This is a genomic window from Sphingomonas sp. CCH9-F2, assembly GCF_001556735.1.
Classification (GTDB): domain Bacteria; phylum Pseudomonadota; class Alphaproteobacteria; order Sphingomonadales; family Sphingomonadaceae; genus Sphingomonas; species Sphingomonas ginsenosidimutans.
This window is the reverse complement of sequence record NZ_LSJO01000570.1, coordinates 1-12,495: the sequence shown is the minus strand read 5'-3', so window position 1 is coordinate 12,495 and position 12,495 is coordinate 1. Positions and strand designations below refer to the sequence as shown.

10 protein-coding genes, 1 pseudogene and 1 other annotated feature are annotated in these 12,495 nt (G+C 69.4%); of the genes and pseudogenes, 3 read left to right on the top strand and 8 right to left on the bottom strand.

Features of this window, described 5'->3' with window-relative positions; all coding sequences use genetic code 11:
- Together add and AX685_RS16040 are read left to right on the top strand one after the other, a co-directional pair.
- A partial coding sequence (add, locus tag AX685_RS16045) for an adenosine deaminase (protein ID WP_331710184.1) occupies positions 1-1,136 on the top strand: 1,136 nt, incomplete at its 5' end.
- Between the two features lie 53 nt (positions 1,137-1,189).
- A complete protein-coding gene (locus AX685_RS16040; RefSeq protein WP_066490447.1) occupies positions 1,190-3,259 on the top strand; it encodes a TonB-dependent receptor in 2,070 nt (689 codons plus the stop codon).
- Between the two features lie 135 nt (positions 3,260-3,394).
- Here AX685_RS16040 and AX685_RS16035 read toward each other — a convergent pair whose 3' ends face one another.
- Complete coding sequence (locus AX685_RS16035; RefSeq protein ID WP_156445864.1) at positions 3,395-3,571, bottom strand: hypothetical protein; 177 nt, start codon at positions 3,569-3,571, stop codon at positions 3,395-3,397.
- 223 nt (positions 3,572-3,794) lie between these two features.
- Positions 3,795-3,850 (top strand) — a sequence feature (sul1 is cis-regulatory element that is thought to sense ions involved in sulfur or methionine metabolism; They are found in Alphaproteobacteria).
- A 59-nt stretch (positions 3,851-3,909) separates the two neighbouring features.
- Between AX685_RS16035 and AX685_RS16030 the strand changes: the two are divergent.
- Positions 3,910-5,405: pseudogene (locus tag AX685_RS16030) on the top strand (SulP family inorganic anion transporter).
- A gap of 101 nt (positions 5,406-5,506) precedes the next feature.
- On the opposite strand, the gene AX685_RS16025 reads toward AX685_RS16030, so the two are convergent.
- The 7 genes from AX685_RS16025 to AX685_RS15995 form a co-directional block, all read right to left on the bottom strand.
- The gene (locus tag AX685_RS16025; RefSeq protein WP_066490440.1) at positions 5,507-5,920 is read right to left on the bottom strand and encodes a Na+/H+ antiporter subunit G; all 414 of its coding nucleotides are present in this window, start codon (positions 5,918-5,920) and stop codon (positions 5,507-5,509) included.
- Complete coding sequence (locus AX685_RS16020) at positions 5,917-6,186, bottom strand: K+/H+ antiporter subunit F (protein ID WP_066490437.1); 270 nt, start codon at positions 6,184-6,186, stop codon at positions 5,917-5,919. The genes AX685_RS16025 and AX685_RS16020 overlap by 4 nt, the downstream gene beginning before the upstream one ends.
- On the bottom strand, positions 6,183-6,671 hold the full coding sequence (locus AX685_RS16015; RefSeq protein ID WP_066490436.1) for a Na+/H+ antiporter subunit E: 489 nt from the start codon (positions 6,669-6,671) through the stop codon (positions 6,183-6,185). Before AX685_RS16015 ends, AX685_RS16020 begins: the two co-directional genes overlap by 4 nt.
- Positions 6,668-8,194: a monovalent cation/H+ antiporter subunit D gene (locus AX685_RS16010; RefSeq protein ID WP_066490434.1), complete on the bottom strand. Its 1,527-nt coding sequence runs from the start codon at positions 8,192-8,194 to the stop codon at positions 6,668-6,670. Before AX685_RS16010 ends, AX685_RS16015 begins: the two co-directional genes overlap by 4 nt.
- Positions 8,191-8,538, bottom strand: a complete 348-nt coding sequence (locus AX685_RS16005) for a Na+/H+ antiporter subunit C (protein WP_176484897.1) — start codon at positions 8,536-8,538, stop codon at positions 8,191-8,193. The genes AX685_RS16010 and AX685_RS16005 overlap by 4 nt, the downstream gene beginning before the upstream one ends.
- Complete coding sequence (locus tag AX685_RS16000; RefSeq protein WP_082741020.1) at positions 8,535-11,348, bottom strand: monovalent cation/H+ antiporter subunit A; 2,814 nt, start codon at positions 11,346-11,348, stop codon at positions 8,535-8,537. The genes AX685_RS16005 and AX685_RS16000 overlap by 4 nt, the downstream gene beginning before the upstream one ends.
- A gap of 79 nt (positions 11,349-11,427) precedes the next feature.
- Positions 11,428-12,495: SLC13 family permease (locus AX685_RS15995; protein ID WP_269450502.1), on the bottom strand; the 1,068-nt coding region annotated here is incomplete at its 5' end.

Here is a 12,495-nt window from a genome sequence, read left to right as displayed (position 1 = left end):
CCCCGCCCCCCTCCCCCTGCCACCGGAGCCTTGCCATGTTTGACCGCCGCACCATCCTTCGCGCCGGACTGTGCGCACCGCTGGTCCCGCTGCTGGGCGGGGCGGCGGCGCCGGATGCGGCGACCGAACGCTTCATTCGCGCGATGCCCAAGGCCGAACTGCACCTCCATCTGGAAGGGACGCTGGAAGCGGACATGAAATTCGCGCTGGCCAGGCGCAACGGCATCAAGCTGCCCTACGACACGGTCGAGGCGATGCGCGCCAGCTATCGCTACCACGACCTACCCAGTTTCCTGGCGATCTATTACAGCGGCATGGACGTGCTGCGCACCGAGGCGGATTTCTACGACCTCGCCTACGCCTATCTGACGAAGGCCGCGTCGCAGAATGTGCGCTATACCGAGATGTTCTTCGACCCGCAGGAACATCTGAAGCGCGGCGTGCCGATGGCGGCGGTGATCGCCGGCATCACCCGCGCGCGCGGCGACGCGGCGAAGCGGCTGGGGATCGGATCGGGGCTGATCCTGTGTTTCGTGCGCGACGCGCCGCTGGATACCGCGGCGGCGGCGCTCGACGCGGCCTTGCCGTTCAAGCGCGACCTGATCGCGGTCGGACTTGATTCGGATGAAAAGGGTCATCCGCCGCGCGACTTCGCGCCGCTGTTCGCGAAGGCGCGCGCCGCCGGGCTGCACCTGACGATGCACTGCGACCTGAATCAGGAAAACACGCTGGAGCATCTGCGCCAGGCGATCGTCGACCTGCGCGCCGATCGCATCGACCACGGCGGCAATATCCTCCAGTCGCCCGAACTGGTCGCGATCGCGCGCGCCCGCGGTCTGGCCTTCACCGTCTGCCCCGGCTTTTCGGGCAAGGTCGCGACCGGCGGCGCGCCGATCGACGTCGTTCGCGGGATGCTGGACCAGGGGCTGGCAGTGACGATCAGTTCCGACGATCCGGCCTATATGGGCAGCCGCTACGTCGCCGACGCGATCGTCGATGCGCAGCCGGTCAGCGCGCTGACCCGCGCCGAGCTGGTCCAGATCCAGCGCAACGCCTTCAACGCCGCATGGCTGCCGCCGGGGCAGCGCGCCGCCTATCTGGCCGAACTGGACCGTTTCGCCGCTACCGCCGCCTGACGGCCCCGCGACGCGGGTTGCCGGGCGCGCCGGAACCCAGCATGGCAGGCCGGATGCGTCCCGCCTTCCCCTTTCTGCTGCTCGCCGGCAGCATCGCCTGCCCCGCCGCCGCCCAGCAGCGCACCGGTCAGAGCGACGACATCATCGTCGTCGGCCGCGGGTTGCCCGCCCGCCCCGGCGACGCCGCCTTCGACACCGTGACGATCGACGCGCAGCGGATCGCGGAGAATGCCAGCGGGCGGCTGGAAAACGTGCTGGCCGACGTCGCCGGGCTACAGCAGTTCCGCCGCAGCGATTCGCGCTCGGCCAACCCGACCAGCCAGGGCATCTCGCTGCGCGGGATCGGCGGCAATGCCTCCAGCAGAGCGCTGCTGATCCTCGACGGCGTGCCGCAGGCCGATCCCTTCGGCGGCTGGGTGCCCTTCCCAGCTTATGCCACCGATCGTATCGGCCTGATCCGCGTCACCCGCGGCGGGGGCAGCGGCTATTTCGGGCCGGGCGCGCTGGCGGGGACGGTGGAAATCGAGAGCGCCGACCCCGCACGGCAACCCGCGCTCGGCGCCGACATCGCCTATGGCAGCCGCCGCTCGCTGTCGGCGGCGGGATCGGCGCTACTGGCGCGCGACGGCGGCTTCGCGACGCTGTCGGCGGCCTATATGCGCGGCGACGGCTTCGTCCCCACCGTGGCGGAAAGCCGCGGCCCGGTGGACCGCGCCGCCCCGTTCGAGCAATTCTCGGCCGCCGCGCGCACCGTCGTGGCGCTGACCGCCATGACCGAGCTTCAGGCCAACCTGTCCGGCTTCACCGACACGCGCGACCGGGGCACCGCCTTCACCCGCAACCGCAGCGAGGGCGCCGACGCCAGCCTGCGCGTGATCGGGCGCGGCACCTGGGGATGGAGCGCGCTCGCCTATCTCCAGACGCGCGCCTTCGCCTCGCAATTCGCCGCCATCGACGCCGCACGGACCAGCGCGACCCAGACGCTCGACCAATACAACACCCCCGCGACCGGCATGGGCGGCCGCGTCGAAATCGCGCCCCCGGTCGGCGCGGGGCGCGACCTGCGGCTGGGTGGCGACGTGCGGCGCGTCAATGGGCGGACGCAGGAGCTCTACACCTTTGTCGGCGCGCAGCCCACGCGCCGCCGCGTCGCGGGCGGCACGGCACTGACCTACGGCCTGTTCGGTGATGCCAGCCTGACCGCGGGCGTTGCGACGCTAACGCTGGGCGGGCGCGTCGATCGGTGGCGATTGTCCGACGGAGCCTTGCGGGAAACGACGCTGGCGACCGGCGGGACGCTGACGGATACACGCTTTCCCGAGCGGTCGGGGACCGAATGGACCGGGCGTGCCGGCGTTGCGGTGCGGCCGGTGCCGGCGCTGACGCTGCGGGCCGCGGCCTATCGCGGATGGCGGCTACCGACGCTCAACGAATTGTACCGCCCGTTCCGTGTCGGCGCGGACGCGACCTCGGCCAATGCCGCGCTGTCGCCGGAGCAGCTGAGCGGCGTCGACGGCGGCATCGTGTTGGCGCCCGGCGGCGGCCTGACGCTGAGCGCGACATTGTTCTGGAACCGGTTGGCCGGGGCGATCGCCAATGTCACCGCCGGGCCCGGGCCGGGGACGTTCCCCGGCGTCGGCTTCGTTGCGGCGGGCGGCACCTATCGCGTGCGCCGGAACCTCGACGCGATCCGCTCGACCGGGGTGGAGGTGGAGGCGCGGTGGCAGCACGGCCCGCTGTTCGCGCAAGGGTCGTGGAGCCATGTCGACCCGCGCGTCGTGGCCAGCGGGCCAGCCGCTGCGCTCGACGGGTTGCGGCCGGCGCAGACGCCGCGTGACCTAGTATCCGCCTCGGCAGGGTGGCGCCGCAACCGTGCCGCGCTGTCCGCGACGCTGCGTCACGGCGCGCGGCAGTTCGACGACGACCAGAACAGCCGCTCGCTCGCTCCCGCGACCACACTGGACGCGGTCGCCGCCGTGCCGCTCACCCGCGCGATCGGGGTCGAGCTGCGCGGCGAGAACCTGTTCGATGCGCGGGTCGAAACCGGGATCAGCGGCACGTCGATCATCGAACGTGCCACGCCGCGCACGCTATGGGTGTCACTGACGCTGCGCGCCGGTTGACCGCAGCCCGCACCGGTACCGGCCGTAACGCGACGTCAATGGCGATGGCGCGCCCAGCAAGCCGAAATCTTCAGCCCTGACGCCGCTCCATCCTTTTCGCGAAGCGGAACATTTCCCCGTCGTCAGGTAGGCCGGTCAGGGTTGCCGCATCAGTACCGGAGTCGCGGTCGCCGGCGCCGGGCCGACAGGCGTCGTCATCACGTCGGCCGCGCTCGGCGGCGCGGCGGGCGCTTCGGCGACGCATGCGGCCAGCGGAGCGAGCAGCAGCAGCGACAGCGCGACGCCGCGGCGAAGGGGATGGGCAGCGATCATGACGACGCCCCTCACAGCAGCGGGTTGCGTGACCGTCGAGGTCAGGTGGAGATCGTGTGGAGGCCATCCCGGCTACCCCGGAAAGCCTTCGACGACGCCGGGCGACGGCGTTTCGGTCAATCGCAGGAAGACGTTCATCGTCAGGACGGCCACCGCGCCCTCGGCCTGACCACGTCGCCGGTTGCGCCGACACTTCTTCCTAGCGTAAGGCGAGCACCAATCGCAAGGACCCGGTGCGAACCCGGGTGGCTATGCCGGCCGCCGATCCGCCGGACAACATCACACATGCAACCCGACCGCGCCGCCTTCCGCGCCATGTGCCCTGATGTGGACTTCTTATGGCATTCGATTTCGCTTCCTATCGCCGCCAGTGGTTCACTGACGGCACCGCCGCCCGCCGCGATATCATGGCGGGCATCGTCGTCGCCCTCGCGCTTATTCCCGAGGCGATCGGCTTCTCGATCATCGCCGGCGTCGACCCGCGCCTAGGCCTTTACGCTTCGGTGGCGATCGCCATCACGATCTCGCTGATGGGCGGGCGCCCCGGCATGATCTCCGCGGCGACCGCGGCAGTCGCCGTGCTCGTGACCCCGCTCGTGCGCGAGCACGGCGTCGAGTATATCTTCGCCGCAACGATCCTGATGGGCTGATCCAGATCATCGCCGGGCTGCTTCGCCTAGACCTGGTGATGCAGTTCGTGTCCCGCTCGGTCATCACCGGCTTCGTCAACGCGCTCGCAATCCTGATCTTCATGGCGCAGCTGCCGCAGCTGACGAGCGTCGGCTGGGACACCTACGCGATGGTCGCAGGCGGTCTCGCCATCATCTACGGCCTGCCGCGTATCACCACGGCCGTACCGTCACCGCTGGTCGCGATCCTCGTCCTCAGCGCGATCAGCATCTGCATGGGTCTGGACGTGAACACGGTCGGCGACATGGGCAGGCTCCCCGCGGGGTTGCCCAGCCTCGTTCTGCCGAATGTCCCGCTGACGCTCGACACCCTGCGGATCATCCTGCCCTACTCGCTGACGATGGCGGCGGTCGGCCTGCTGGAATCGCTGCTCACCGCACAGATCGTCGACGACATGACCGACACCGACAGCGACAAGCGCGTCGAGTGCGCGGGCCAGGGCGGGTCCAACATCGTCGCCGCGCTCTTCGGCGGCATGGGCGGATGTGCGATGATCGGGCAGTCGGTCATCAACGTCACCTCCGGCGGGCGGGGACGCCTGTCGACGTTCTTCGCGGGCGCGTTCCTCCTGTTCCTGCTGGCGGTGCTCGGCCCGCTGGTCGGCCGCGTACCGATGCCCGCGCTCGTCGCCGTCATGATCATGGTGTCGATCGGGACGTTCAGCTGGAACTCGATCCCCAACCTGCGCAGCCATCCGCCGACGTCGTCGATCGTCATGCTGACGACGGTCGGGGTGGTTGTCGCGACGCACGACCTTTCGCTGGGCGTGCTCGCCGGCGTTCTGCTGTCGGGCATCTTCTTCGCCGGCAAGGTCCAGCGGATGTTCGTGGTGGAACGCGAGGAAACCGAGGACGGAACCCGCGCGACATATCGCGTCGCCGGAGAGATCTTCTTTGCCTCGGTCACGCGGTTCACCCGTGCGTTTCAGGCGGAGGACAAGGCACGCCACGTCGTGATCGACGTCACCGGCGCGCATTTCTGGGACATTTCGGGCGTCGGCGCGCTCGACAGGATCATCGCGCGCCTGCGTCGGGATGGACGCGCGGTGGAAGTCGTCGGCTACAATCGCGCCAGCGCCGATATCGTCGATCGCTTCGCCCTCCACGACAAGACCGGCGTCGAGATGGGGCTGGCGCCACACTGACCTGTCGACGGCGCAACACCCTGGACGTCGGGCGAGCGATATCCATGCGGGGGGCGGCGCTGTGGCGACGAAGCTGGAAGCGCGATGCGCCGCCCAAATGCTCAACTGCCCGCGGTGGACGCCGACGAGCCGTCGCGCGGCGCCTGGAACGTCGCCCAGTCGACATCCGGTGCCGGCGCAGGCGGCTCGCCGGCGATGCTCTCCGGCTCGACGAGCGCACCGGTCCGCATGCGGTGAAGATGGACCTTCGCGATCATGTTCGCGGAAATGGGCGCGGTGATGAACAGGAAGACCGAGATCAACAGTTCGTGGGCGGTCCACACGCCCAGCTTCCCCTGGAAGAAGACGACCGAACCGACCAGAAGCGCCCCGAGACCCAGCGTCGTCGCCTTCGTCGGCCCGTGCAGCCTTTCCATCGTCGAGGGCAGCCGAACGAGCCCCCAGCTGCCGATCAGCACGAAGGCGGCGCCGAGCAGCACCAGGGCCGCCACCGCGAGATCGATGGCGCTGCTCATTCGACGATGTCCCCGCGCAGGATGAACTTGCAATAGGCGATCGTGCCGACGAACCCGACCATTGCGAGCAGCAGCGCCGCCTCGAAATACGTGTCGTTGCCGCCGATCATGCCGATCAGCACGATGACCGCGATCGCGTTGATCACCATCGTATCGAGCGCGACGATACGGTCGCCGATCGCCGGGCCCTTCAACAGCCGCCAGCCGTTCAGCAGCAGAGCGAGCGCGACGGCGCCCAGCGCGATGTGGAGCGCGACCTCGATCATGCGAAGATCCGCAACAGGCGCGCCTCGTAGCGCGCCTTGATCCGTGCGATCTCCGCCGCAGGATCGGCGACGTCGAGTGCGTGGACGAGGAGAAAGCGACCGTCCGCCGAGACGTCGGACGAAACGGTGCCCGGCGTCAGGCTGATGGTGGCGGCCAGCACGGTGATCGCCTCGGGCGTGTCGAGCGCGATCGGCACCACGAGCCAGCGCGCGCGCAGGTCGCGGTTGCGGCGAAACAGGATCAGCCGCGCGACATCGAAGTTGGCGACGACGATGTCGTACAGCACGACGAGCGCATAGCCGAGCAGCGCGCGGTTGAAGCGGACGCGCGGGCGATCCGGCCAGAACGGACGTGTAAAGCGCGGCAGGACGATCGCGAAGACCGCGCCGAGCACGATACCGCCCGGCGTGACGCTGTTCGCCATCAGCAGCCAGACGAGGAACAGCAGCGCCGACAGCGCGGGATGCGGCAGCAGCGCCCTCACCGTCCCGCCTCCGACGAGAGCACCGCGGCGACATAGCGATCCGCGGCGAAGACCTGGCGCGCCGTTGCCGCGGTCCAGTCCGACACCGGTCCAGCGAAAACGGTGAGGAGGACGATCGCGCCGAGCGCCGCCGCCGGTGCCGTCAGATCGGCGCGCGATCGCTCGGCAGACACCAGCCCGGCACCGCCATCGGCCGGTTTCCAGAAGATCGCGCTGCCCGAACGCGCGAAACCGACGACGCCGATCAATGTCGTCCCGAGGATCGTCGCCCAGATCGCGGGCTGTGCCGGCGCATCGACCGTCGCGCGCAACATCAGCAGCTTGCCGATGAACCCCGACAGTGGCGGCAGCCCGATCGCCGCTATGCACGTCGCCAGATAGAGCAGCCCGACCGCATCCTGCCCGGCGAAGCGCGGCGTCGGCACAATGGCGTCGCCATATTGCCCGCGCCGCCGCATCGCCACGTCGGCGACCAGGAACAGCGCCGCCCCCGCCAGCGTCGCGTTGATCAGGTAGAACAGCGCCGCCGCGGTCGCCGCGGGCGTCCACGCGGCGAGGACGAGCAGCAACGATCCGGTCGACCCCAGCACCGCGAACGCCGCGCTCTCGCGCAATCCCCGGCCTGACAGCACGCCGCCGAAGCCGAGCAGCGCGGTGACGATCGCGGCGGGCGCAAGCCACGGCGACGGCACCCACGCCGCCTCGCCCGCTGTCGCGCCGAACACGAGCGGAACGACGCGGATCATCGCATAGACGCCGACCTTCGTCATGATCGCGAACAGCGCGGCGACGACCGGCATCGTCGCGGCGTAGGTGCGCGGCAGCCACAGATGGAGCGGCACCAGCGCGGCCTTCAGCGCGAACACCGCGGTCAGCAGCAGGCCGGCGATTCGCGCCAGCCCGCCGTCGCCCGATGGCAGCATCGCGATCCGAACGCCCATATCGGCCATGTTGAGCGTGCCGGTCAGACCGTAGAGCAGCCCGAGCGCGACCAGGAAAATCGCCGATCCGACGATATTGACGACGACATAGGCGACGCCGGCTTTCAGCCGCGCCGCGCCCTGGCCGTGCAGCATCAGGCCGTAGGAGGCGATCAGCAGCACCTCGAAGAACACGAACAGGTTGAACAGGTCGCCAGTCAAGAACGCGCCGTTCAGCCCGAGCAACTGGAACTGGAACAGCGGGTGGAAGTGCCAGCCCTTGCGATCCGCCGCGGTGATCACCGCGTGCGCCATGACGATCGTGCCGAGAAGGCTCGCGAGCACCAGCATCGCCGCCGACAACCGGTCGAGCACCAGCACGATCCCGAACGGCGCGCGCCAGCCGCCGATCGCGTAGACGCGGATCGCGTCGTCGCTCGCGGTGACCAGCAGCGCGACCGCGGCGAGCAGGCCGGCGACGCAGCCGGCCAGCGACAACGCGGCGCCCAGGCGGCGTCGGCGACGCATCACCAGCAGCGCCACGGCGGCGGTCACCGCCGGAATGACGATCGGCGCAACGATCAGGTGATCGAACGCGGTCACGATTCCGCCTCCTCGTCAGCGATACCGTCGACCTGGTCGGACCCGCTTTCCAGGAAGCTGCGCAGCGCGAGCACGACGCTGAGCGCGGTCATGCCGAAGGTGATGACGATCGCGGTGAGCACCAGCGCCTGCGGCAGCGGATCGGCGTAGTCGGCCACCCCCTTCGCATAGAGTGGAGGGCGATCGACCGTCAGCCGCCCGACCGCGAACAGGAACAGGTTCACCGCGTAGGACAGCAGGGTCAGCCCCAGCACGACCTGAAACGTTCGGGCGCGCAGCGATAGGTAGACGCCCCCCGCGACGAGTGCGCCGATCGCGCTGGCGATGAGGAACTCCAGGCTCATCGCTCCCCCTCCGCATCCGGCTGCCGCGCCGCGCGCTGGGCGACGTGGCTCAGCTGCGCGAGCGCCATCATCACCGCGCCGAGCACGACACAGGCCACCGCCACGTCGAAGATCATCGCGGTCGCCAGCTCGAACTCGCCGACGACGGGCAGGTGGAAATAGCCGAAGCTGCTCGACAGGAACGGCGCGCCGAACGCCAGCGAGCCGAGCCCCGTGCCGACCGCGATCAGCACGCCGAACGCGATCAGCGGGTGCTCGCCGATGCGCCGCCGCTCGTCGGTCCAGTCGTAGCCGGAGGCAAGATACTGGAGCAGGATGGCGATCGCGAAGATCAGCGCGGCGACGAAGCCGCCGCCGGGCTGATTATGCCCTCGCAGGAAGATGTAGATGCCGACGAGCAGCGCCAGCGGCAGCAGCAGGCGCGTCGCCATCACGAACATCATCGGGTGCCGCTCGGGCGAATGCGGCATGGTGTCGCGCCATGCGCGCAGCCGCTGCCCGGCGGTACCGCGCACCGCGGGCTCGAGCAGCGCGAAGATCGCGAGGCCCGCGATGCCGAGCACGATGATCTCGCCCATCGTGTCGAACGCGCGAAAATCGACCAGCGTGACGTTGACGACGTTCATGCCGCCCCCACCGGAGTAGCTGTTCGCCCAGTGGAACGTGGAGATGGTATCCCCTCGCACACGCGTCATGATCGCCCACGCCGTCGCGGAGGCACCACCCCCGGCGACCAGCCCCAGGACGGCGTCCCGCAGGCGGCGGCGCGTGCTCGACAAACGTGCGGGCTGCTTCGGCAGCAGGTGCAGCGCGAGCAGCAGCAGCAGGATCGTCACCACTTCCACGGCGATCTGCGTCAGCGCGAGATCGGGTGCGGACAAGTGGACGAAGGCAAGCGCGATGGCGAGGCCGATGACGCTGATGAAGACGAGCGCGAGGAACCGTTGCCGCTGCGTGACGACGACCGTCAGCGTTGCGGCCAGCAGCAGCACCCAGACGACGATCGCCGCCGGGCTTGCCGGCGTGGTCGCCCGCCCCCCGGTCAGTACCGTACCGACCTTCGTCGCGCCGTCGAGCCCCAGCACGACCACGGTGGCGAACAGCAGCAGCAGGTAGCGCTGAAGCGACGGCGCGTGGATCGCCAGCGTCACGCGGCGCGTCGCGGTGACCAGCGCGTCCATCGCGGCATCGAACAAGCGCTTCGCATCGACCCAGTGCCCGGTCGCGACCCGACGCGCGAGGGGCGCGTGACGCGCGAGCAGAAATGCTCCCCCCAGGACGGCACCGACGCTCAGCGCGAGCGCCAGGTTGAGGCCGTGCCACAGCGCGAGATCGATCGTCGGCGGCGCGCCGCCGGTTACCGCAGCGGTCGTCGCGGTCACCAGCGGCCCCGCGATCAGCATCGGCAGCAGCCCGAAACCGAGCGCGAGCGCGACGAGCAGCAACGGCGGCGCCAGCAGCGCCGCACCCGGATCATGCGGCTCCGCTACCTCGCCCGTGCGCTGCGGCCCAAAGTACAGCCCAAGCGCGTAGCGCAGCGAGTAGGCGACCGACAGCGTCGCGCCGACCGTCGCCAGCATCGGGACGAGCCAGGTCTGGCCCAGAACGGCGGTCTGCGCGGTCTCGTGCAGCATCATCTCCTTGGAGATGAAACCGCCGAGCGGCGGCAGGCCCGCCATCGCCGCCGCCGCCAGCACACCCATCGTCGCGGTGAGCGGCATCAGCCGGGCGAGCCCGCCCAGCCGGCGGATATCGCGAGTCCCCGTCTCGTGATCGACGATACCGGCGTTCATGAACAATGCCGCCTTGAAGGCGGCGTGATTGAGGATGTGGAACACCGCAGCGGCAGCGGCGGCGGGCGTCGCGAAGCCGAGCAGCATCACCATCAACCCAAGCTGGCTGATCGTCGAATAGGCCAGGATCGCCTTCAGATCGGAGCGGAACAACGCGATGGCGGCGCCGAAGATCATCGTGACCAGCCCCGTGGTCGCGACCAGTGCGAACCAGAGATCGGTGCCGGCGAGCACCGGCCAGAGCCGCGCAAGCAGGAACACCCCCGCCTTCACCATCGTCGCGGAGTGGAGGTACGCGCTGACCGGCGTCGGCGCCGCCATCGCGTGCGGCAGCCAGAAATGGAACGGGAACTGCGCCGACTTGGTGAAGGCGCCGAGCAGGATCAGCAGCAGCGCCGGCGCATAGAGCGGCGACGCCTGCACGATCGCGCCGCGCGTGAGGATCGTGGCCAGTTCGAACGACCCCGCCGCCTGCCCCAGCAGCAGCATGCCCGCAATCAGCGCCAGTCCGCCGCCGCCGGTTACCGCCAGCGCCATCCGCGCACCCTGCCGCGCCTCGGCCTTGTGGCGCCAGAAACCGATCAGCAGGAACGACGACAGGCTCGTCAGCTCCCAGAAGACGAGCATCAGCACGACGTTGTTCGACAGCGCGATACCCACCATCGCCCCCTGGAACAGCATCAGGAACGACAGGAACCGCCCGGTCGGCTCGTCCTCGCTCAGATAGCCAGCGGCATAGACGACGACGAGAAACCCGATGCCGAGGATCAATCCGGCAAAGAGCAGCGCAAGCGGATCGAGCCACAGCGAGAGCTCGAGGCCGAGCGCGGGCACCCATGCGACCCTGGTCGCGGGCAGATCGCCGGCGAGCACCGCCGGCGCCAGTGATAGCAGCACGACGAAGCCGATCGCGGTCGCCGCGCCCGCGACGCCGATGTGCACCGTCCGAGACGCCCGGAACAGGGTCCCCAGCATCAGGCTGGCCGCGAAGGGCAACAGGACGAGGAAAACGAGGATCGGACACTCCCACTGGTTGATGGTCCTTTACAGGCTAAACGCCTCAGGTCGATGCTTCAGCGGGTGATCGCGGCACCGGTCATGCGATCAGGAGGTGAATGGCGACGCACGTGGCGGCGCCGACCGTCAGGTTCATCGGTATGCCGAACTTCAGGAAATCGGCGAAGCGATAGTCGGCGGCGGCATAGACCATCGTGTTCGTCTGATAGCCGATCGGGGTCGCGAAGCTCGCCGATGCGGCAAACATCACGGCGACGATCAGTTGCCGCGGATCAGTGCCGGTGGCGCCGGCGATGCCGATCGCGACGGGCGTCATGATCACGGCGACGGCGTTGTTGGTGACCGTTTCGGTCAGGACCGACGTCAGCAGATACAGTACGGCGATCAGCATCAGCGGCGACAAGGTGCGCAGCCACGGGGCGACCCAGGCGACGATCATGTCGACCGTCCCGATCGCCTGCAGCCCGCTGCCGATCGCGAGCATCGCGAAGATGAGGACCAGCACGCTCCCGTCGATCGCGCTCCATGCTTCCTCGGGATCGATGCACCGCGTGATCAGGACGACCGCGACCCCGACGATCGCGAGCGGCGCCACGGGCAGGACGCCAAGCGCCGCAAGCACGACGACCGCCGCCAGCGTGCCGATCGCGATCGGGGCGAGGCGGCGGCGGAAGCGGCGGACGTGGCTGGTGTCCTCCGCGATCAGATTCGGGTTCTCATTCAACTCGAGGACGGCCGATTCACGCGCTGCAACGAGCAGGTGATCGGCGGCACGCAGCCGCACGCTGCCCAGATCGGGACCCGGCAGATGGCGGGCCCGCCCGATGCCAAGCACACGAGCGGGCAGATTGTTGAGAAACGGAATATCGCGCAAGGCGCGCCCGAGCGCCGGATGCGTCGGCGCGATCGTCAGCCCGACAAGGCGCACGTCGGAGGCCCGTTCGTCGTCGGCGAGGCGGATCGGATGCCCGACGTTCTGCAACCCGACGATCAACCCCTCGCTGCGCGCCAGGTCGTCGATTTCGGCCGCCGGGCCCGCAACGATCAACCGGTCACCCATGTGCGGTTCGAAGTCGGCCTCGACCCGCCGCAGAAGCTCCGTACCGCGGCGCACCGCGATCAGCTTGATGGTCGCCCGCCGCAGCAG

Bases quoted from the DNA above. Each gene is read 5' to 3' on its own strand.
- AX685_RS16040 (WP_066490447.1), top strand. From the start codon at position 1,190: ATGCGTCCCGCCTTCCCCTTTCTGCTGCTCGCCGGCAGCATCGCCTGC.
- AX685_RS16035 (WP_156445864.1), bottom strand. From the start codon at position 3,571: ATGATCGCTGCCCATCCCCTTCGCCGCGGCGTCGCGCTGTCGCTGCTG.
- AX685_RS16025 (WP_066490440.1), bottom strand. From the start codon at position 5,920: ATGAGCAGCGCCATCGATCTCGCGGTGGCGGCCCTGGTGCTGCTCGGC.
- AX685_RS16020 (WP_066490437.1), bottom strand. From the start codon at position 6,186: ATGATCGAGGTCGCGCTCCACATCGCGCTGGGCGCCGTCGCGCTCGCT.
- AX685_RS16005 (WP_176484897.1), bottom strand. From the start codon at position 8,538: ATGAGCCTGGAGTTCCTCATCGCCAGCGCGATCGGCGCACTCGTCGCG.